The organism is Streptomyces sp. NPDC034111 (genome assembly GCF_055575375.1).
On the sequence record NZ_JBVIST010000001.1, the window covers coordinates 857,786 to 878,146 of the forward strand.

The window sequence follows — 20,361 nt, forward strand, 5'->3', positions numbered from 1 at the left end:
GTGCGCGACCCCTCGCTGCGCAGGTCCTACGCCCTTTTCCGCGCCTTCCTGCGGGAGCAGGACGAACCCGAGCACTGCTACCGGCTGCTCGCCCGCGACGCCGCCGACCAGATCGAACGGCATACGCCGCTGAAGGGCGCGGTGGTCGCCGATGTCGGCGGCGGGGCCGGCCACTTCACCGAGGAGTTCCGGCGCCGCGGCGCGCACGGCTACCTCTTCGAGCCCGATACGGCGGAGCTGACCGCCCGCGGCCGGCTCCCCGAGGGCGCGGTGGTCGCCGACGGCTATCTGCTGCCGCTCGCCGACGGCGCCGCCGACATCTGCTTCTCCTCCAATGTGCTGGAGCACGTCGCGGACCCGGAGACCTTCCTCAGCGAGCTGGTCCGGGTCACCCGCCCCGGCGGGCTGATCTACGTCGCCTTCACCAACTGGCTCTCCCCCTGGGGCGGCCATGAGACCGCGCCCTGGCACTACCTGGGCGCCGAACGGGCCCGCCACCGCTACCGGCGGCGCACCGGCAAACCGGCCAAACACACCCTGGGCGTCAACCTCTTCGCCGTCCACATCGGCCGCACCCTGCGGCAGGTACGGGCCCGCGACGACGTCACGATCCTCACCGCGCGCTCCCGCTATGCGCCGTTCCTCGCCGAGGCCATCCCCCGCCTCCCGGGAGTCCGGGAGGTCGCCACCTGGAACCTCCTCCTCATCCTCCGGCGGTTGCCATGACCCAGACCCTGCGGCCCTCCCCGCCCCCGGGCGCGCCCCACGCCGGCGGCCGGCCGACACCCTCCCCCGCCCCACCGCCCGGCGCACCCCGCAGCCGGCGCTGGCTGGCCGCGTTCTGGGCGCTCGCCCTGGCCGGCTTCCTCGCCCCCGCACCGGGCAAGATGACGTTCGAGACCAAACTGGGCGTCACCTACGACCCCTGGAAGTTCCTCGGCGACCTCGGGCAGCTGTGGCACGACCGGGCGGGCTTCGGCGGCATCGCCGACCAGTACATCGGCTACGCCTTCCCCACCCTCCCCTACTACGGCCTGGCCGACCTCGCCCACCTGCCGGTGTGGCTGGCCGAACGGCTGTGGATGTCGCTGATCGTCACCACCGCCTTCTGGGGCGCCCTGCGGCTCGCCGAACGGCTACGCTGCGGCACCCCGCCGGCCCGGCTCCTCGCCGCCGCCTGCTACGCCCTGTGGCCCACCTTCACCCTCGTCATCGGCTCCACCTCCGCCGCCGCACTGCCCGGCGCGCTGCTGCCCTGGGTGCTGCTGCCGCTGACCGACCCGCAGCTCAGCGCCCGTATCGCGGCCACCCGCTCGGCACTGCTGATCCCCTTCATGGGCGGCGTCAACGCGGCCTCGACGCTGGCCTCGCTGCTGCCCGCCGGCCTGTATCTGCTCTCCCGTACGGGGCCCCGCCGGACCCGGCTGCTCGCCTGGTGGCTGCCCGGCGTCGTGCTGGCCACCGCCTGGTGGGTGGTGCCGCTCCTCCTGCTGGGCATCCACGGCGAGAACTTCATGCCGTTCATCGAACAGGCCGACACCACCACCGGCACCATGTCCGCCACCGAACTGCTGCGCGGCGCCGGCAACTGGGTCGGCTACCTCAACTTCGGCAAACCCTGGCTGCCGGCCGGCTGGACCCTGACCGCCAACGCCTTCGCGGTGCTCGGCTCGGCGCTGGCCGCGGCGCTCGGCCTGGCGGGGCTGGCCCGCCGCGATCTGCCCGAGCGGCGCTGGCTGCTGCTGACCGTACTCACCGTGGCGCTCATCGCGCTGGCCGGATACGGCGGTGCGCTCGGCGGGCCCGCACACGGACTGTGGCAGGACTGGCTGAACGGCTGGCTGCGGCCGTTCCGCAACATCTACAAGTTCACCCCCGGACTTGCACTGGCGCTCACCCTCGGCCTGGCACATCTGCTCACGGTCGCCGGCGCCGGCCAACGGGTCGCCGCCCGGCGCGGCGCGCACCCGTTGCCCTCGCCCTCGCCATCCCCGTCGCCATCACCGTCGCCCTCGCCATCACCGCTGCGGTGGCCGTTGCCGCTGGAACGCCGCACAGCCCGGCGGATCCCGGCCCGCCGCGCCCTCCCCCTCCTGACCGCGGTCCTCGTCCTGCCCGCCCTCACCCTGCCCTTCCTGACCGGCACCGTCCTCCAACCAGGAGCCTTCACCAAACTGCCCACCTCCTGGGAACAGACCGCCCGCTGGCTCACGCAGCACTCCCCGCACAGCCGCGCCCTGGTCGTCCCCGCCACCGCGCACGGCATCTACACCTGGGGCTCCCCCATCGACGACCCCCTCGATGTCCTCGCCGACTCCCCCTGGGCGCAGCGCGACTTCGTCCCGTTCGGCACCCCCGGCGCCCGCCGCGCCCTGGACGCCGTCGAGCAGGCCCTGCTCACCGGCGCCCAAGTCCCCGGACTGCGCGACTACTTGGGCCGGGCCGGCCTGCACGACGTCGTCGTACGCAACGACCTCGACCCGGACCAGATCGGCTACGTCCCCCCGCAGACCGTCAAACGCACCCTGGAAGCCTCCGGCTACCGCAAGGCGGCCGCCTTCGGCCCGCTGACCACCGGCGGCCGGATCCCCACCGGGGCACCGCTCCAGATCCAGGGCCTCTACCCACGTCAGCGCGCCGTCGAGATCTACCGCCCCAAGGACACCCCCGCACCCGGCCGGGTCACCGCGAAGCCCGTCGCGGACACCGCACAGCTCAGCGGCGGCCCCGAGGCCCTCCTCCAACTGTCCGCCGACCCCGCCCTGCGCCACCGCCCCACCGTCCTGACCGGCGACCGCCACCCCGGCCTCGGCACCCCGCCGCTCCAGCTGACCGCCGACGGACTGCGCCGCGCCGACACCCGCTTCGGGCTGGTCAACAGCAACACGTCCTATACGTACACCGCCGAGGAGACCAACCACCCCGACAGCGTCCAGGACCCCGGCCGCCCGCCCCGGCAGATCCTCCCCACCACCGGCATCGTCCACCAGACCACCGCCCAACTCCGCGGCGCGGCCTCGGTCACCGCCTCCACCAGCGGCAACTGGCTCTTCCAGCTGCCCCAGTACGACCCGGTCAACGCCTTCGACGGCAACCCGGACACCGCCTGGGCGGAGGGCAGCGCCGGCGACCCCGTCGGCCAATGGATCAAGATCACCTTCACCCGGCCGACCGCCGTCCCGTCCGCCCTCTCCCTCACCCCGCTGCCCGGCGACGGACTGCGCGCCGCCCCCACCGCCGTACGGATCACCACCGACCGCGGCAGCACCGACAGCCCCCTGCGCCCCGACGGGACACCACAGCAGGTCAAGGCCCCCGCCGGGACGGCGAAATGGCTGACCGTGACGATCCTGGGCTCCCAGACCCCACGCGCCGGACTCTCCGGCGCCGGCTTCCGCGAGATCTCCGTCCCCGGCGTCCAGGTCACCCGGCTGCTGCAACTCCCCACCGACGCCCGGCAGTCGGACGCGCCCGCCGAGACGGTCTCCCTGCACCGCGGCAGCGACCCGGGCGGACTGTCGCCGGTCTCCGCGGAGGTCGGACTGCACCGCCAGTTCCACACCGGCCGCAGCGCCTCGTACAAGATCTCCGGCACCGCGCTGGCCGTCCCCGGCACCGAACTCGACCGGCTGCTCGAACGGATCGCGCCGGAGCAGAAGGACCGGATCATCGCCACCGCCGACTCCACCAGCTTCGGCTTCGGGCAGTCGCTCAGCCCCCGCAACCTCGTCGACGGCGATCTGACCACCGCCTGGATCGCCGGCGACAAACCCACCCTGCATCTGCGCTGGCCCGGCAAGAAGAAGATCGACCAGATGGTGCTGGCCGCGGCCGGCGGTATCTCAACCCGCCCGGAGCAGATCCTGATCAACTCACCGTTCGGGGCGGCCACCGCGGGCGTCGACGAGAACGGCCAGGCCCGCTTCGACCCGATCACCACCGACCGGCTCGACATCACCATCAGCAAGGTCAAGGAACTCACCCTCCACAACCCGGTCGCCGGCCAGGCCCTGCAACTCCCGGTCGGCCTCAGCGAGATCTACCTCCCGGCGCTGGACAGCTACCGCACCCCACGCCCCGCCGCCGGAAAGCGCTTCTCGGTCGGCTGCGGACAGGGCCCGATGCTCGCCGTCGACGGCGTACTGCACGCCACCAAGGCCTCCGGCCACCTCCGCGATCTGACCGAACGCCGGCCGGTCGACGTCCAGTTGTGCGCCGGCGAGGCCCGGGACGAACGCCTGGAACTGCCGCAGGGCCGCCACCGGGTGGAGGCCGGGGACCAGGGCCCGCTGGCACTGACGGATGTCACGCTGAGCAGGGGGGATGCGGGGGCTGGCGCGGGCGTTGAGGCTGGGCCTGGGGCTGGGGCTGGGGCTGGGGCTGGGACAAGTACGGAGTCGGCTGGTCAGGCCCGCAAGGTCACCGCGAAGGACTGGTCGGGAGACCACCGCACCGTCTCCATCGACGCCGGCCAGGCCGTCTACCTCCAGATGTACGAGAACGCCAACGACGGCTGGCACGCAACCCTCGACGGGCGCCGGCTGACTCCCCTACGGGTGGACGGCTGGCAGCAGGCCTTCCTCGTACCGGCCGGGGCGGGCGGCACCATCGAACTCTCCTACGCCCCGGCCACCGCCTACGAACTCGGCCTGCTCGGCGGCGCACTGGGAGTCGTACTGCTCATCGCCTCCGCCCTGATCCGCCGTACGCCACGGGCCGCGCCACCGACCGCGACACCGACCACGCCCCGGACCGCGCAACGGACCGCGCCACGTGCCGCGCCACGTGCTGAAGCGTCACCGTCCGTCGTGCCCGCGACGTCCGCCGCGCCAGGGGCATCCGTCCCGCCCGGGGCGTCCGTCCCGCCCGGGGCGTCCGTCCCGCCCACAGTCTCTGCCGCGCCCTCGCCGCCCGACCCGTCGTGGGTGCTGGGCGTCGTGGCACTGACCGCGGTGGTGGCCCTGGCCGCCGGCCCATACGCACTGATCGTGCCGGCCCTGGCCCTCCTGGCCCGCTTCCGGCCGCAGTTGCTCGTCCCGCTGGCGCTGCTGGCGATGGCGGGCGCCGGCGTCATCGCGGCGCTCGCCGCCGGCCGGCCCGTCGCCGAGGGGGCGGGCGCATTCAGCGGCCCGGCGCAGGCGTTGGCGCTACTGGCGCTCGCGGCGGCCGTGGTGACGGTGCCGTCGCGCCCGGCGAGCACGACGACCACTACGGCTCTCACCGATCCGGAGGGACCGCCTGCCACGCCCCCGCCCCCACTCCCCCGACGGCCGCGAAGCCGCCGCGCGGCCGGGCCCGGCGCGCATGCTGTCGGCCGCCCGATAGTGGCCCGCGGACGAACCCGGGGCGACGGCCCCAACTGGGCCGACCACCGCCCACCGAACCCACCCCCCACGCCACCCACATCGTCCGCACCACCGTCACCACCCGCACCACCGTCACCACCTGCACCACCACATGCCCACGGGGAGGACACCGCACCATGACCGCACTGCAACCAGCCGCCTCCTCAGACGGAAACGCAGCCGGACCACCGCCCTCCTCGCCCCCTTCCAGCGCCCCGACCCGCCAACACCAACGCCAACCCCAACGCCAACCCACCCTCGCCCACGTCCCGTTCCCACTCGTCGACGAGATCTCCCGGCACTGCCTGGCCGACGACGAGCCGGAGACCGTACACATCGAGGTGCACCTCCCCGGCCGGTTCGATCATGCGCGACTGCGCACCGCGTTCCACCAGGCGCTCACCCGCCATCCGCGCATCCTGATGCGCCAGGCGCCGGCCCGCTGGTGGCACCGCCGCTACACATGGCAGCTCACCGGCGCCCCCGACACCGACCCGGTCACCTTCCCGCCACCGGCACCCGACGCCCTCGTCCGCGCCCGACAGCGCGCACTCACCGACTGCCCGCCACTGGACACCTCACCTCCCGTACGGCTGGAGGTCATCGAACAACCCGGGACGGCGGACGGCACCGTACTGCTGCTCACCCTCAACCACACCGCCCTGGACGGCCCGGCCTGCCTACGGGTACTGGCAACCGCCGCCGAACTCTACGGCGGAGTCGACAACTCCCCAGGCCCCGCCCCCCTAAGGACCACCAGCACCCCCACACACCACCCACCCCACGCCACCACCAACCCCAACCCCACCAAACCCCACCCCCACCCCTCCCACCGCTCCTCCCTCCCCTCCCTCTCCCACTTCGCCCGTCCGGCCCGACTCGCCCCCGACGTTCAAGGCGGCCCGAGCTCGGGCAGCAGCGCCCCCTCCAACCTCAGCACGGCCTCCGACGCCACCACGGCCTCCCGCACCACCACGGCCTCCGTCATCAGCACACCGTCCGGCAGCAACGGCATGCTCATCACCGAACTGCCGATCCCGGCACGCCCACCACGGGCCGACGGCCGGGCACCGTACACCGTCAACGATCAACTCCTCGTCGCCACCTGCCTGATGGCCGCCCGCTGGAACCGCCTGCACGACGCCCGCACCGCTCCCGTCACCGTCACCATGCCCGTCGACGACCGACCGCGCGGCACCGAGATGCCCATCGGCAACGGCACCCGGCTGGTCTCCGTCGGATTCGGCCCCGAGGAGCACCGGGACGCCGAACCGCTCACCGCCGACCCGCCCGACCCGGACGCGGTGGCCCGGCTGCTACGACGTACCGCGGCCCGTACCCGCGCCCTCAAAGCGGCGCCCCCCGGCCCCCAACTCGGCCGCTCCGCAACTCTCCTGACCGCCCCCGTACTGCCCATCGGCCTACGCGGCGCCCTCACCCGTACGCTCCGCAGCGCCGCCGCACCCTGGACCTCCAGCGCGCTCCTCTCCAACATCGGCCGCATCCCCTACCCGCTGGACTTCGGCGATGCCGGCCGCCCCACCGCGGTCTGGTTCTCCGCCCCGGCCCGTATGCCACGCGGCATCACCGTCACCACCGTCTCCGTCGGCGGCCGCATCCAGCTCGCACTGCGCTGGTCCCATGCCCTCCTGGACGACCGTTCCGGCGCCCGTCTCGGCGACCTCTTCCGCTCCGCCCTGGCAGCCACCGCCTGGCCCACCCCCCAAAACCCCTCCACCCTCACCACCCCCATCGCCCCCACCACTCCCACCACCGAAGGAACCCTCCCGTGACCCGGCCCGCCGCCCCCACCCCCACCACCGGCGCACCCGGGGCCGACCTGCGGGACTTCTACGAGAACCCCGCCGTGCCGGTGGCATCCGGCGCCGCCCGTAGCCGACGCCAGGCACAGCTACTGGCCCGCGCCCTGGGCCCCCCGCGTCCCGGAGCACCGGCCGCCACCGTCCTGGACATCGGCTGCGGCGACGGCTCAGCAGCCGCTGCCGCGGCAAAGATCCTCGCCGGCCACCGCCTCATCGGCGTCGACTGGTCACAGGACGCCCTCCGACGCGCCCACCTCCGCCTCCCCTCCGTCGTCCGGGGCGAACTGACCGACGGCGGGCTGCCGTTCGCCACCGGCTCGGCCGACGCCGTCCTCTTCAGCGAGGTCATCGAGCATCTCGTCGACCCCGACGCCGCACTGGACGAACTCCACCGAGTCCTACGCCCCGGCGGCCACCTCATGCTCTCCACCCCCAACCTCGCCGCCTGGTACAACCGCGGCCTGCTGCTCGCCGGAGTCCAGCCCGTCTTCTCGGAGGTGAGCCTGCGCCATATCCACGGCCGCCCCGGCACCCAAGTCGTCGGCCATCTGCGCCTCTACACCGCCCGCGCCCTACGCAGCTTCCTCACCGCCGCCGGCTTCACCGTCATACGCATCGCCGGCGCCCCCTACCACGACGTCCCCCGCCCCCTACGCCCCCTGGACCAAGCCGCCTGCCACATCCCCTCCCTCTCCTCCATCCTCCTGGCCCACGCCCACCGCACCCCAACCCCGACCCCCATCACCCAACGTAAAACAATCCCGGGAACCAACTACTCTCCGTAATCGTTGCCGAAACAAGGAAGGAGGCAGCAAGCAGGCCAGCAAGCCACCCAGCCCACAAGCCCCCACCCCGCCCCCGCGAGCCCAACCCCCGCACACACCCCAAACCCACCCCCACCCAAAGGAGAAACCAACCCAGCGAGAAGCCAGCAGACACACCACACACCCAAGACAGAAGCCAAAGACCAACCCAAGCCCCACGCCCAAGCACCACAACCAAGCACCAAGATCCAAACGCCCAGCACCCAACACCAGCACCCAACGGCCCAGCGGCCCAACACCCAGCGCCGCATCGAAACCCCAAGACGGACCGCCGCATGCCCCGACGCGAAGAACGAAGAGCACAGGACAACAGCAAAGAACCCAGAAGAACACGTGGGACAACCCCGAAGAAGGCACATGGGACAACCGCGATGAAGGGAGGGGCGCGATGCTGTGGTGGGGCGTGGCGTCCGCGTTGCTCGCCAACGTCCTGTACAGCACCGGCTTCGTGCTCGAGAAGCGCGCACTGGCCGGGCTGCCCGCACTGAGCGCCAGACAGCCCGCCCGGGTCATCGGACACCTTCTCTCCAGTCCGCTGTGGCTCGGCGGCTCGTTCGCACTGGCCGCCGGGTTCGCCGCCCAGCTGGCCGTCTACCGCACCCTGCCGATCGCCGCCGCCCAGGGCATCTTCGTCTCGGGGCTCGTTCTGCTGCTGCTTCTCTCCTCGGTCGTACTGGGCGAGCGGACCAGCGGCCGGGAGCGGCAGAGCATTCTGGCGATCCTGCTCGCGCTCGGGCTCGTCGTGGCATCCCTCCGGGGCGACGATGCGCGGGCCATCGCCCGTACCGCGCCACCCGGGACGCTGCTCGCCATCGCCATACCGTCTCTGACCGCCGGACTGTTGCTGTACGGCTCGGCAGAGCGGCGCGCCCGGCGACGGCACCGCCTGCCGACCGCCGGCGTCCCGTACGGGGTAGCCGTCGGCCTGCTCTACGGGGTGAGCTCACTCGCGATCAAGGGCGTCTCCGGGCTGCTCACCACCCATGACATTCCAGCCGCCGCAGCGCAGTTGTTCCGCTCGCCCTACCCTTACCTGCTGCTCTTCACAGGGGCCACCGGGCTGGTCCTGTCCCAGACCGCGCTTCAGCGCTGCCGGGCGTCGGTGATCGTTCCCGTATGCACCACCGTGACCTGCGTCTTCACCGTCGCCTGCGGCACCGTGGCGTTCGGTGAACCGCTGCCCACCGAGCCGCTGCGGCTTGCCCTGCGGCTCGGCGGTACAGCCGTCGCGGTGTCCGTCCTTCTCGCGCTTCCTCGGCATGACGCCCCCGCTGCCGCAGCCGGACAAGTCGGAGAGGCCGGAGAAGCCGGAGAAGCCGGACGTGATGAAAAGGCTGAACAAGACGAGAAGGCCGAGCAGGACGAGAGGGCCGGTGGGGTGGCACCACCCATCGCCCGCCACCACCGCCGTCCATCAGGAAGCACCGAGGCATCGAAATTGCTGGCGAGGAATGACAGTTGCCGGCAAACCATCGCAGGAATTGTGGACACACCAAGGGGCACGCCGAGAGACACGTGAGGGACATACGAACGGACATGCGAGTGGACATGCGAGAGGGCATGCGGAAGGGCACCCGCAAATGGAGTGAGTGGTGGAGAAGTTGCCGGAGTAGTGGCGGTGCGCGAGTCGAGTTGTCGGAGGGACAGATGCATTGGCGGAGTGGGGAAGTCGTCTTCGGAGTGCGGGACGTCATTCGATCTCGGGAAACGTCGTCACAGCAAGGGAGTTGAGTTGAGTCATGAAGCGTGATGATCCGCTGTTGGAGATCCTGGCCTGTCCTTTGGACAAGGGGCCGTTGTCGCTGCTCGTTGGCGATGATGGGGATCGTAGTGAGGGTGGTGGTGATGGTGGTGTCGATGGTGCGCTGTACAACCCCCGGTTGCGGCGGCGTTATCCGATCCTTGATGGCATTCCCCAGTTGTTGCCCTCCTCCGGTGAGCAGGTCAGTGATGCCGAGCACGATCGGCTGTTGCGGACCCTCGCGGCTCAGGAACCGCGGTCGTGACACTGGCCGCGCGGCTGGGGCCACGGTTGCCCGCACGGCTGGTGTCGGCGTTGGCGGCCGGGCTCTATCCGCGCTTTGAACCGGAGTTGCGGCGGCTCGGCGACTTCTGTCCGCCGGGCGGCACAGCCATCGATGTCGGCGGGTGGTACGGGCCGTGGACCCGACGGCTGGCCCGGCGCGCCGACCGGGTCGTCACCATCGAGCCGGTCCCTCATCTGGCCCAGCTGCTGGCCTCCGTCACCCCGTCGCATGTCGAGGTGGTCTCCGCCGCGGCCACCGACCACGTGGGTTCGGCCACCCTCTGGCTGCCGCCGGACGGCCGCGGCGACCGCGGAGTCTCGTCGCTCGTACGCCGCGAGCTGCACTCCGCCGCACTGGACGTGCCCTGCCTCCCCCTGGACGCGCTCGGGCTGACGTCCGTCACCCTCGTCAAGATCGACGTGGACGGAGCGGAGCTGGCGGTTCTGCGTGGCGCCGAGCGGACCGTGGAGCGTGAACTACCGGCACTCTTCGTCGAGTTGGAGAGTCGTATCCAGCCGCTGGCGCCCGTGCTCGACTGGACGGCGGCGCGTGGCTATCGCGGCTGGGTCCTGCCGCACGACCGCTGGCTGCCGCTGGACGACTTCGATCTGTCCGCCCATCAGTCCCGCACCTCCCATGTCGCCGAATATGGTCTGCTGCGGCGCTCCCTCGCACCGCACCGCCGCCGCTACGTCAACTCCGTACTTTTCCTCCCCGACGGCGACCGCCCCGGACCCGCCCGAGCCCCGGCCGTCGCCAGCCCCCGCCGGTCCGCCGACCCCGCCGTCCACGACCATGTCCATCATGAACCCCACCACTGACAATGACCCGCCCACCGGCCCCGGCACCCCCTCCGACCTGCCAGGACCGCTCGCGTTCCAGCTCGTACTGCTGCGCCGGATGGCCGATCACCACCCCGGCCTGGTCGAGGACGCCCTGCGCGAACTGGGTGCCTCGCGCGTGCAGATGCGGGAGGCGAACCGCCGCTGGCAGGCACGGATGCACGCCCCGCGGGCGGGCGGCGTCCAGCCGTACCGGGCGCTGCTGGGCGCCCCCGAGTCCGTCACCGCCCGCCGTATCGGCGATCTGACCTGCGAGGCTCTGACCTGGCCGGTTCCGCTCTGGCCGGATCTGCGGTTCGAGGTGCTCACCGCCGCCCGGGGCACCGTCTGGAACGCCTGGCTCGTCCGGGCGCCGGGCGCTGCCGCCCCCGAGTTGCGGACCACGGCGGATCTGCTTCCTTGGTCCTGCACCGTCGACGAGGTGGCCCACGCATTCGCCCCGGCCCGGCCGATGGAGGGCAGCGCCCCCACCCGCTGGCGCCTCGCCTGCACGGCTCCCGGCCCGGACGGCGCAGTGGAGGACCTTGTCGCGGAGTTCACCTGGGGGCTGTATCAGCGGCGGGTGGACTGATGCGTTGGGTGGACTGACGCGTTGGGTGGACTGATGCGGCGGGTGGACCGATGGTCGGGGTGAACTGATGCTCCCGGTGGGTTGATGCGCCGGGTGGGCTGTTGCTACGGAGGGAATTGCGGCAGCACGCGGTCCGAGGGATACGGCTCCGAATGCCGCGTTCTAAGTGCCCTCCGCGCAGGTTCGCCACCGGAGCGCCACCCGATCGCCGTAACCGCCCGCTACCCGTCCCCCGAGCGGACGCTCCCAACAGGCGGGCCTCTGGGCGCGCCCAGAGGATGGCGCACGAGCGGTCCGTGCAGGCAGGCCGCGCGAGCGCTCCGTCCGTATCGGCCCATCGGGGAGGAATCACCCATGACCATCAGCCTCGCCCAATTGCGGCGCTGCTCAGCCGCCGTCGACCTCGGCGCGGCCCGGACCAGGGTGTATGTGAAGAACCAGGGGCTGGTGGTCGACGAACCGACCGTCGCCGCCGTCAATACCCGTACCGGGGCGCTGCTGGCCGTCGGTGCCCAGGCCGAGGTGATGGACGGCCGTACCCCCGACTACATCCGGGTGGTCCGCCCGGTCTCCGGCGGCACCGTCGTCGACATCGATATGGCTCAGCGGCTGCTGCGCACTCTGGTGGGCGACAAGTTGCGCAAGACCTGGCGGCGCCGGCCGACGATGCGGGCCGCGGTGTGTCTCCCGTACGGAAGTGAGCCGCTGGCGCAGCGGGCGGCGGTGGAGACGCTCACCGGGCTCGGTGCGCGCCGGGTCGAGCTGGTGGACACCCTGGTGGCCGCCGCGATCGGCTGTGGGCTCCCGGTGGAGCAGCCGGAGGCGACCATGATCGTGGTGTGTGGTGCGGGGACCACGCAGGTGGCGGTGCTCTCCCTGGGGTCGATCGTGGCGGCGGAGACCGTGCCGGTGGGTGGGAACGCCATCGATCACGCCGTCATCCAGCATCTGCGGCTGCACCACGAGCTGATGCTGGCGGGCCAGGCGGTACGGCCGTTGCAGGCGATTCTCTCCGGTGCGGACGGGCTCACGCCGGGCTCCACGGAGGTGCACGGCCGGGATGTGGTCAGCGGGATGGCGCGCTCGGTGCATGTGGACACCGAGCGGGTACGGGATGCCATCACCACGCCGTTGACCGCGATCCTCGACGGCATCGGGTCCGTACTGCGTCGCTGCCCGCCCGATCTGGTGGCCGACCTCGGGGAGCGCGGCATCATGCTCGCGGGCGGCAGTGCGCTGATCCCCGGTCTGGAGCCGATGATCCATCAGGCCACCAGCATGCCGGTGCACACCGCGGACCGCCCCGATACGTGTGCGGTCATGGGGCTCGGCGCGATGATCGAGGGCAAGGTGCAGCCGCTGCATCTGGACCCGATGGCGCCCTAGGGGGTCGTCCTAGGGGGTGCGCGGCCTGATGGCGCCGTAGGGGGTGCGCGGCGGGGGTGCCTGCGCGGCGCGCGCGGGACGGCTGCCGACTCCACACGATCCCGGTAGCCGGGTTACACGTACTGGTTGCTGGCTTACACGTTCCGGCAGCAGGGCTCCACGGGCCGGCGTTCCGGGCCACCATCCCCGGCAGCCGACTACAGGCTCCGGCTGTTCCAGGCCACCACCGCGGGCCGGTCGTGTTCGGTCCCCAGGACGCCGATCGCCCCGGTCTCGAACGTGAACAGTCCACCCGCGGCGGCCGGCAGTCCGAGCCTGCGGGCGGCCAGCACCCGCAGGAAGTGCGCATGCGCGACGAGTGCCACATCGCCGTCCGCGGCCGCGAGCTGTGGCGCGATCCGGGCCAGTACGCGGTCGGCGCGCGCCCCGGCCTGTTCGGGCGACTCCCCCGGATGCCCGTCGGGTCCGGGGGTGACGCCGTCGGAGAACAGATACCAGCCGGGCCGCTTGCGGTGGATCTCGGCGGTGGTGACGCCCTCGTAACCGCCGTAGTCCCATTCCCGCAGGTCAGGGTCGATCTGTGGGCGGGCGAGCCCCGCCAGCTCCGCGGTGCGCAGTGCCCGCAGCAGCGGGCTGGCGTACACCTGCGCGATCTTCCGGCCCGACAGCAGCGGCCGCAGTGCGCGGGCCTGCTCCTCGCCGTTGGCGGTCAGCGGCAGATCGGTCCAACTGGTGTGCCGGCCGTCCCGGCTCCACTCGGTCTCGCCGTGCCGGACCAGAAGTAGCTCGCTCACGAGCCCTGAGCCTACTGGCCCTGCTCGCCCGCCGCCTTCTGCTCGCTCTGCTGGGCCTCGGCGACCGACGCCCGGACCTCGTCCATGTCCAGTGCGCGGGCCTGGCCGATGACGTCCTCCAGGGCCTCCTCCGGCAGCGCACCCGGCTGGGCGAACACCGCGATGTTCTCCCGGACGATCATCACCGTGGGGATGGACTGGATCTGCAACGCCTGCGCCAGCTCGGGCTGCGCCTCCGTGTCCACCTTGGCGAAGACCAGGTCGTCGTGCTTTTCGGACGAGCGCTCGAAGACCGGGCCGAACTGCTTGCAGGGACCGCACCACTCGGCCCAGAAGTCGATCAGTACGAAATCGTTGCCGGAGACGATTTCGTCGAAGTTTTCCTTGGTGAGCTCAATGGTGCTCATGCGTATGTGCCTGCTTCCGGTCTGTCGAGGATGTCCTGCTGTCCGTGTGGTCCCCGGCTGCGGCAACGGCATCAATCCGTGACGTATTCCGTTCCCGCGTGCCGGACCGTCCCGCTCCCCTGCCCACCGAGCGCATTCCTAGACATCCCGATCCCCCGAATCCCCGCGTGCCATACGTCACCCTTGAGCCGTCTCGTACGTGACCAGTACGCGGCCCGTACGCCGCCTGTACGTGCCCCGTACGTCGCCCCTACGTCACCAGGCCCCAGGCCTAGGCCCAGGAGCGGATCCCGGGACCTGGGGACTGGGGCCTGCTGTGCCGTGCCGTTACGACGTCTTGCGTAGTTGCGTACTCCTCGTCGCCCTCGGCTACTTCTGCGCCTTCGCGTAATCGGTCGCCATGCCGCCCGCGAAGTCGTAGAGGACGACCTGCTCGTCGCCGACGACCCAGGCGTCGTGGCCGGGCGGGCAGACGAAGACGTCGCCGGGGCCCACCTCGGACTCCGCGCCGTCGTTCATCCGTATGCGCATCCGTCCCTGGACCATGAAGCAGTTGTGGTGGACCTCGCAGCTGTCGGTCCCGGCGATCGGGCCGACCGACTGCGACCAGCGCCAGCCGGGCTCGAAGGTGGCGACGGCGAAGTCCAGCCCGGTCAGGTGCAGGGCCTCGAGGTGACCCTGGGGAAAATCGCGCCGCTCGTCCGGCTTGTCGATCGTTTTGACCTCCATCATGAGGGCTTCCTCCCATCACCCCCCGCCGGTCGTTCTTGCCATACCCCCGGTTCTTCCATGGTGCGCCCGTGGACCCCACCTTCGCTGCGTGGACGACGGCCACCGGTAGGGACCTGCCAAAACGGCCCTACCGGCGCGTACGCCAGCGACACCCGGCAGGGATGCGACGGGGACGTACGACAGGACAGACGACAAGGCCGGACGACGAGGACGTACGCCAGCACAGGTGACAAGGAGGTACGACAGGCACGCGCGGCATGGGCGTAGCCGGGAGGGTGCGACAGGGACATAGCCAGGTGGGTGCGACAGGGACGTAGCCGGGTGGGTGCCGTAGCGCGCAGCCGCGCATCCCGGGAGCTAGCATCCCGAAAAGACCGCCAGACCCACGGCCGCCCCGAACCGTAAACCCACGGCCGCCCCGGACCGCCGGGACGGCCCGGCCCGCATGGCTCACCTGGCCCCGCCGAGAACGGAGCATTCTTCTGTGCCTCATCTGCGCGTAGGCGTCGCCATCTTGACCATGGGAAACCGTCCCGCCGAGCTCCAGGCGCTGCTGGATTCGGTCGCCGAGCAGGACCTCCAGCCGTCCCACATCGTGGTCGTCGGCAACGGTTCCCCGCTGCCCTCACTTCCCCATGGCGCAAAGGGAGTTGAGCTGAGCGAGAACCTGGGCGTCTCCGGCGGAAGAAACGTCGCCCTCGACGAGCTGCGCAAGCTCGGGGACGTGGACGTGGTGGTCGATCTGGACGACGACGGCCTGCTGATCAGCCCGGACGTGTTCCGCCGGATCGTTGAACTGCACGAGCAGGACCCGAAGTTGGGCATCGTGAGCTTCCGCATCGCGGACGAGCTGGGCCGTACCCAGCGCCGGCACGTCCCTCGCCTGCGGGTCGGTGACCCACGGCGCGGTGGCCTGGTGACGACGTTTCTCGGCGGCGGGCACTCGCTGTACATGCCGATGCTGGACCGGATCGGCGACTGGCCCGACGACTTCTTCTACGCGCACGAGGAAACCGACCTGGCCTGGCGGGCCTTGGACGACGGCTGGCGCGTCCGCTACGAACCGGACCTCGTGCTCCAGCACCCTTATACGTCGCCGACCCGGCATGCGGTCTACCACCGGATGGTCGCCAGAAACCGCGTCTGGCTGGCGAAGCGGCATCTGCCCGCGGTTCTGGTGCCGCTCTACCTGGGCGTATGGGCACTGCTGACCGCCGTGCGCAGCCGGTCCGTGGCAGGCATGCGGGCCTGGGCCGCCGGCTTCGCCGAAGGGGTTCGGACGCCCTGCGGCCGGCGCCGGCCGATGCGCTGGCGCACGGTCTGGCAGATGACGCGGCTGGGGCGCCCACCGATCATCTAGCGGCGGCCTCAGGCTCCGACGAAACACCCGGGTCGCCTCACATCCCACGAATCCCGTGAATCCCACGAATCCCGGTGGTCACACGCCGGACGGATGTGCACAATCGCCGCATGCAGCTGCTCACCTTTCCCGAAGCCGCGACCCCGCCCGAGCTCCGCATACAGGTAGGGGAGCTCCATCACGAGGCATGGTCCCCGGCCGATGCCGAGGCCCGGGCGAGGAATTCACCCCGCCACGACCCCGAGCTGCATCCGCTGTCGATGCTGCTCGTCGACAACGGCACGGTGCTGGCCTCCCTGGACATCCTGTCCAAGACGCTTGTGCACGCCGGCCGCCGCTATCGGGCCGGCGGACTGAGCACCGTCGTGACGCGGCAGGCCGTCCGCGGTCAGGGGCACGGCCGTCGCCTGGTGACCGCTGCTCATGAGGCCATGGCCACGTCGGATCTGGACTTCGGGGTGTTCACCTGCGACCGGCCGCTCCAGGGCTTCTACGAGAGCGCCGGCTGGCACCTGCTTCCCGGAACGGTGCTCGTCGGAGGGACCCCGCAGGCGCCCTTCCCCAGCGACGGGCCCGGCTTCGACAAGGTCACCGTGGCGGACTTCTTCTCCCCCGCGGCTCGGCAGGCCCGCACCTCGTTCGAGCACACCCGCCTCGAGCTCTACCCCGGCGAGATCGACAAGCTCTGGTGACGGACCTTTGTGGCGGGCCTTTGTGACGGGCCTTAGTGACGGGCTTGGTGGCCGGCCTTGGTGGCCGGCCTTAATAACGAGTGCCCGTAACGAGCGTGACTGTGCTCCGCACCCGCCCATCAGGGCGGCAAGCAGCAAGTCCCTTCCCAGCATGCCGCGTTCACCGAGGGCCCCTCAGCCCCAGGGCGCGCATCACGCCGACGGAAGTCATCCTCGCGGATATTAGAGATAGCTCTCCAGAACGATGCGGCGGCCCGCCCTCCCCGGCGACCATGCCACTGTGACCACTGACGAGCCGACAACTGCCGCCCCAGCAGCCCCCGCCGCCCCGGCCGCGCCGCCGCCCGGGCGAGGAGCGGTGCGCGCCGCACATCTGGCCGTTGCCTGTGTGCTGCCCTCCAGCCTCTGGCGTCTCGCGCTGGCTCTGGGTGTCCCGCTCGGCTACAGCGCGGAGACCCTGCGCCACGACCTCCACTCCCCCGGCTGGGGCACGGTCTACATGATCGTCCTCAGCCTGCTCTCCGAAGCGCTCGCCTTCCTCACCCTGGGACTCGTCCGCCCCTGGGGTGAGGTCATGCCGCGGTGGCTGCCCGTCCTGGGCGGGCGCCCGGTCGTCCCGAAGGCCGCGGTGGCCACCGCCGCGACCGGCGCGACCCTGCTCTGCCTGCTCTTCACCGTGCTGCCGATCGCCCAGCTGATCCTTCTGAACGGCGCCGACCGGAACCTGCACGGCGGCTGGCTCTGGCTCATGCGGGCCTGCTACCTGCCCCTGATGGCCTGGGGACCGCTGCTGGCGAGCGTCACCGTCTCCTACCACCGACGGCACCGCACCCGCGCACGGAACGCGTAGCCACGCAGAGGAAGAAGCAGAGGCGGAAGCAGCAGCAGAAGCAGAAAGGCCCTCACGGATCCACGGATCTTGTGAGGGCTCTTCTGCCGTGCCTCGCCCGGTGATCGTTTCCGCTCACTCAGGCTGTGGTGGGGCGGGTGGGACTCGAACCCACGGCCGACGGATTATGAGTCCGCTGCTCTAACCGGCTGAGCTACCGCCCCCTCCACGGCGCGTCGCGCACATTTGTGCGCGCCGTCTGCCGCAGCATAGCCGCTCATACGATCTGCTGCCCGTGAGGGCCGCCGTCTGGCGACCTTGCACGCCCAAGAGGACTTCGATCACCGGGGGTTCGGTTCCACGGCGCACGAAAAAGGACCCCTCTCGGGGCCCTTCCTCTGTCTGCTCCCCCGACTGGACTCGAACCAGTAACCCTCCGGTTAACAGCCGAATGCTCTGCCAATTGAGCTACAGGGGACCGAGCTCCCCCGACTGGACTCGAACCAGTAACCTGCCGGTTAACAGCCGGCTGCTCTGCCAATTGAGCTACAGGGGATTGCTCTGTGTGCCTCGAATGCACCGCTGTCCGGGGCTCCGGACGGCGCGCGCTCGCTGCGACACATACATTAGCGCAAGCAGGGGGGTGCTCCGCCAATCGGTATCGCCTCAGGTCACCTCGGGTGATCTCCGGCCCCGGAGGGTAGGCGCGCGGCACAGCCCGGCATTCCGGTGCACAGTGGCACCGACGGGACCGAACCGAGGGAAGGGTGGAGTGATGCGCTACCGGCTCACGTTCATCGCGGGACTGGCCACGGGGTACGTGCTCGGCGCACGGGCCGGCCGGGAGCGGTACGAGCAGCTCCGCAAGGCCGCCCAGCGGGTCTCGCAGAATCCGGCGGTCCGTAACAGTGCCGAGTCCGTGGCGCTGACGGGGCGGGACGCGGCGTCGAAGGCGTTCGGGAAGGTGTCGCACACGGTCGGGGAGCGGCTGCCGGGCTCGGTGAGCGGCCGGGTCCGGTCGCTGCGGGAGCAGCGCGCCGCCGACGAGGACGAGTGGGGCACGAGCAATACCTGAGGGGTGGGCGGGCCGGACATCGGCTCCGGCGTTCGGGGTGGGGCAGTGTCGGGGCAAACCCTGAGACTGCCCCTATGCGTCGCATAGGGCATCATCTGGGCATGGGGATAGTCGCCGGATTGGACAGTTCGTCCGACAGCACACGGATCGTCGTCTGCGATGCGGAGACGGGCGCCGTCATCAGGCACGGGTATGCGCCGCACCCCGTCGAGAAGGGGCCGGAGGTCGATCCGCAGGCGTGGCTGATCTCACTCGGTGAGGCGGCCGGCGGCGGGCTGCTGGAGGGTGTGCAGGCCATCGGGGTCTCGGCGCAGCAGCACGGGCTGCTGGCGCTGGACGTCGAGGGCAATCCCGTACGGCCCGCGCTGCTGGGCAATGACAAGCGGGCGCAGAGCGCGGCGGCGGATCTGATCGATGCGCTGGGCGGACGTGCCGCCTGGGCGCAGGCCGTGGGGGCGGTGCCGCAGGCCGCGCATGCGGTGACCAAGCTGCGCTGGCTGGCCCGTACGGAGCCGGCGAACGCGGCCCGGGTGGCGGAGGTCATGTCGCCGCACGCCTGGCTGGGCTGGCAGCTGCTGGGGCGGCCGGCGCGGCGGACCACGGACCGGGGCGGGGCCTCGGCGACCGGTTTCTGGTCGGCGGCGACCGAGTCGTACCGGCCGGACCTGATCGAGCTGGCGCTGGGCCATCAGGTGCGGCTGCCGGAGGTGCTGGGGCCGTCCGGGACCGCCGGATTCACGCCGGAGGGGCTGCTGATCTCCGCCGGTACGGGCGAGACGATGGCGGCCGCCTTCGGGCTCGGGGTCGGGGAGGGCGACGCGGTGGTGTCGCTGGGCGCCTCGGGGTCGGTGTTCGGGATCCACCATGAGGCGCTGGTCGATCCGAGCGGCACGATCACCTCGTTCGCGGACGCCACCGGGCGGCATCTGCCGGTGGTGCACCTCAGCAATGCGGTGCGGGTGCTGCGCGGCACCGCGGAGATGCTGGGGACGGATCTGGAGGGGCTGTCCGAGCTGGCGCTGAAGTCGTCGCCCGGTGCGTACGGCATGGTGCTGCTGCCCTATCTGGAGGGCGAGCGGACGCCTTATCTGCCGCACACCGCCGGGTCGTTGCACGGGATGCGGCGCGAGAGCATGAAGCCGGAGCATCTGGCGCGGGCGGCCGTGGAGGGCATGCTCTGCGGGCTCGCGGATGCGCTGGATGTGCTGCGCGGGCGCGGCGTGGCGGTGCGCCGGGTGTTCCTGCTGGGTGCGGCGGCGGAGCTGGGTGCGGTGCAGACGGTTGCGCCGGGGCTGTTCGGGGTGCCGGTGGTGGTGCCGCAGCCGGCCGATTACGCGGCGCTGGGCGCGGCGCGGCAGGCGGCCTGGGCGTGGGGGGTGGCGCATGGCACGCTCCCCACGGCCGCCGGTGTCCCGGCCGGTCCGGGCGGCGCGGCTGCCTGGGTCGATCCGCCGCAGTGGCCGGCCGCCGCGAGCCAGGTCTTCGAGCCGGGCGAGGAGGCACCGGTGGGGCAGGCCGTGCGGCAGCAGTACGCGGCGGTGCGGGATGAGGCCCATCCGGGGGCGTTCCAGCGGGAGGCGTGACGTACGGGGCCGGGGGGCCGTGGGACGGTGAGCCGGTAGCCCGATGGCCATTGCCCGATGACCCGATGGCC

Annotated in this window: 16 protein-coding genes, 3 tRNA genes and 1 pseudogene; 14 read left to right on the forward strand and 6 right to left on the reverse strand. The window is 71.5% G+C overall.

Going from position 1 to position 20,361, the window contains the following annotated elements:
• From ACZ55A_RS03840 to ACZ55A_RS03880, 9 genes and pseudogenes are all read left to right on the forward strand, one after another.
• A complete protein-coding gene (locus ACZ55A_RS03840; RefSeq protein WP_468832683.1) occupies positions 1 to 726 on the forward strand; it encodes a class I SAM-dependent methyltransferase in 726 nt (241 codons plus the stop codon).
• The gene (locus tag ACZ55A_RS03845) at positions 723 to 5,486 is read left to right on the forward strand and encodes an alpha-(1->3)-arabinofuranosyltransferase domain-containing protein (protein ID WP_468832687.1); all 4,764 of its coding nucleotides are present in this window, start codon (positions 723 to 725) and stop codon (positions 5,484 to 5,486) included. Before ACZ55A_RS03840 ends, ACZ55A_RS03845 begins: the two co-directional genes overlap by 4 nt.
• Positions 5,483 to 7,138 (forward strand): condensation protein, encoded by a 1,656-nt coding sequence (locus tag ACZ55A_RS03850; protein ID WP_468832690.1) that lies wholly within the window; start codon positions 5,483 to 5,485, stop codon positions 7,136 to 7,138. The genes ACZ55A_RS03845 and ACZ55A_RS03850 overlap by 4 nt, the downstream gene beginning before the upstream one ends.
• Positions 7,135 to 7,953, forward strand: a complete 819-nt coding sequence (locus ACZ55A_RS03855; protein ID WP_468832694.1) for a class I SAM-dependent methyltransferase — start codon at positions 7,135 to 7,137, stop codon at positions 7,951 to 7,953. Before ACZ55A_RS03850 ends, ACZ55A_RS03855 begins: the two co-directional genes overlap by 4 nt.
• A gap of 427 nt (positions 7,954 to 8,380) precedes the next feature.
• Positions 8,381 to 9,269: pseudogene (locus ACZ55A_RS03860) on the forward strand (DMT family transporter); the annotation flags it as partial.
• 462 nt (positions 9,270 to 9,731) lie between these two features.
• Positions 9,732 to 9,998, forward strand: a complete 267-nt coding sequence (locus ACZ55A_RS03865) for a Trm112 family protein (protein ID WP_468832698.1) — start codon at positions 9,732 to 9,734, stop codon at positions 9,996 to 9,998.
• Positions 9,995 to 10,840: an FkbM family methyltransferase gene (locus ACZ55A_RS03870; protein ID WP_468832702.1), complete on the forward strand. Its 846-nt coding sequence runs from the start codon at positions 9,995 to 9,997 to the stop codon at positions 10,838 to 10,840. The genes ACZ55A_RS03865 and ACZ55A_RS03870 overlap by 4 nt, the downstream gene beginning before the upstream one ends.
• Positions 10,824 to 11,432 carry a hypothetical protein gene (locus ACZ55A_RS03875; protein WP_468832707.1) on the forward strand — a complete coding sequence of 203 codons (609 nt, stop codon included), beginning with the start codon at positions 10,824 to 10,826 and terminating at the stop codon, positions 11,430 to 11,432. The genes ACZ55A_RS03870 and ACZ55A_RS03875 overlap by 17 nt, the downstream gene beginning before the upstream one ends.
• A gap of 354 nt (positions 11,433 to 11,786) precedes the next feature.
• Positions 11,787 to 12,818 carry a rod shape-determining protein gene (locus ACZ55A_RS03880; RefSeq protein ID WP_468832710.1) on the forward strand — a complete coding sequence of 344 codons (1,032 nt, stop codon included), beginning with the start codon at positions 11,787 to 11,789 and terminating at the stop codon, positions 12,816 to 12,818.
• Between the two features lie 197 nt (positions 12,819 to 13,015).
• Here the strand turns inward: ACZ55A_RS03880 and ACZ55A_RS03885 are convergent, their stop codons facing one another.
• From ACZ55A_RS03885 to ACZ55A_RS03895, 3 genes are all read right to left on the reverse strand, one after another.
• Positions 13,016 to 13,612 carry a histidine phosphatase family protein gene (locus ACZ55A_RS03885; RefSeq protein ID WP_468832714.1) on the reverse strand — a complete coding sequence of 199 codons (597 nt, stop codon included), beginning with the start codon at positions 13,610 to 13,612 and terminating at the stop codon, positions 13,016 to 13,018.
• 11 nt (positions 13,613 to 13,623) lie between these two features.
• The gene (gene trxA, locus ACZ55A_RS03890) at positions 13,624 to 14,019 is read right to left on the reverse strand and encodes a thioredoxin (RefSeq protein WP_468832718.1); all 396 of its coding nucleotides are present in this window, start codon (positions 14,017 to 14,019) and stop codon (positions 13,624 to 13,626) included.
• Positions 14,020 to 14,388: 369 nt separating this feature from the next.
• The gene (locus ACZ55A_RS03895; RefSeq protein WP_468832722.1) at positions 14,389 to 14,751 is read right to left on the reverse strand and encodes a cupin domain-containing protein; all 363 of its coding nucleotides are present in this window, start codon (positions 14,749 to 14,751) and stop codon (positions 14,389 to 14,391) included.
• Positions 14,752 to 15,235: 484 nt separating this feature from the next.
• On the opposite strand from ACZ55A_RS03895, the gene ACZ55A_RS03900 reads away from it, so the two are divergent.
• From ACZ55A_RS03900 to ACZ55A_RS03910, 3 genes are all read left to right on the forward strand, one after another.
• Positions 15,236 to 16,111 carry a glycosyltransferase family 2 protein gene (locus ACZ55A_RS03900; protein ID WP_468832725.1) on the forward strand — a complete coding sequence of 292 codons (876 nt, stop codon included), beginning with the start codon at positions 15,236 to 15,238 and terminating at the stop codon, positions 16,109 to 16,111.
• A 110-nt stretch (positions 16,112 to 16,221) separates the two neighbouring features.
• Positions 16,222 to 16,803 carry a GNAT family N-acetyltransferase gene (locus ACZ55A_RS03905; protein ID WP_468832729.1) on the forward strand — a complete coding sequence of 194 codons (582 nt, stop codon included), beginning with the start codon at positions 16,222 to 16,224 and terminating at the stop codon, positions 16,801 to 16,803.
• 280 nt (positions 16,804 to 17,083) lie between these two features.
• Positions 17,084 to 17,653 (forward strand): hypothetical protein, encoded by a 570-nt coding sequence (locus tag ACZ55A_RS03910; RefSeq protein WP_468832733.1) that lies wholly within the window; start codon positions 17,084 to 17,086, stop codon positions 17,651 to 17,653.
• A 126-nt stretch (positions 17,654 to 17,779) separates the two neighbouring features.
• Here the strand turns inward: ACZ55A_RS03910 and ACZ55A_RS03915 are convergent.
• From ACZ55A_RS03915 to ACZ55A_RS03925, 3 genes are all read right to left on the reverse strand, one after another.
• Positions 17,780 to 17,856: transfer RNA gene (locus ACZ55A_RS03915), tRNA-Ile, on the reverse strand.
• Positions 17,857 to 18,037: 181 nt separating this feature from the next.
• A tRNA-Asn gene (locus tag ACZ55A_RS03920) sits at positions 18,038 to 18,110 on the reverse strand.
• 5 nt (positions 18,111 to 18,115) lie between these two features.
• A tRNA-Asn gene (locus tag ACZ55A_RS03925) sits at positions 18,116 to 18,188 on the reverse strand.
• Positions 18,189 to 18,407: 219 nt separating this feature from the next.
• Between ACZ55A_RS03925 and ACZ55A_RS03930 the strand changes: the two genes are divergently transcribed.
• A complete protein-coding gene (locus tag ACZ55A_RS03930; RefSeq protein ID WP_468832736.1) occupies positions 18,408 to 18,707 on the forward strand; it encodes a YtxH domain-containing protein in 300 nt (99 codons plus the stop codon).
• Between the two features lie 101 nt (positions 18,708 to 18,808).
• The gene (locus ACZ55A_RS03935) at positions 18,809 to 20,290 is read left to right on the forward strand and encodes an FGGY family carbohydrate kinase (protein WP_468832740.1); all 1,482 of its coding nucleotides are present in this window, start codon (positions 18,809 to 18,811) and stop codon (positions 20,288 to 20,290) included.
• Positions 20,291 to 20,361: the final 71 nt, after the last annotated feature.

Coding starts and splice junctions, on each gene's coding strand:
- trxA (WP_468832718.1), bottom strand. CDS start 14,019: ATGAGCACCATTGAGCTCACCAAGGAAAACTTCGACGAAATCGTCTCC.
- ACZ55A_RS03850 (WP_468832690.1), top strand. CDS start 5,483: ATGACCGCACTGCAACCAGCCGCCTCCTCAGACGGAAACGCAGCCGGA.
- ACZ55A_RS03930 (WP_468832736.1), top strand. CDS start 18,408: ATGCGCTACCGGCTCACGTTCATCGCGGGACTGGCCACGGGGTACGTG.
- ACZ55A_RS03935 (WP_468832740.1), top strand. CDS start 18,809: ATGGGGATAGTCGCCGGATTGGACAGTTCGTCCGACAGCACACGGATC.
- ACZ55A_RS03880 (WP_468832710.1), top strand. CDS start 11,787: ATGACCATCAGCCTCGCCCAATTGCGGCGCTGCTCAGCCGCCGTCGAC.
- ACZ55A_RS03905 (WP_468832729.1), top strand. CDS start 16,222: ATGCAGCTGCTCACCTTTCCCGAAGCCGCGACCCCGCCCGAGCTCCGC.
- ACZ55A_RS03875 (WP_468832707.1), top strand. CDS start 10,824: ATGAACCCCACCACTGACAATGACCCGCCCACCGGCCCCGGCACCCCC.
- ACZ55A_RS03895 (WP_468832722.1), bottom strand. CDS start 14,751: ATGATGGAGGTCAAAACGATCGACAAGCCGGACGAGCGGCGCGATTTT.
- ACZ55A_RS03845 (WP_468832687.1), top strand. CDS start 723: ATGACCCAGACCCTGCGGCCCTCCCCGCCCCCGGGCGCGCCCCACGCC.
- ACZ55A_RS03865 (WP_468832698.1), top strand. CDS start 9,732: ATGAAGCGTGATGATCCGCTGTTGGAGATCCTGGCCTGTCCTTTGGAC.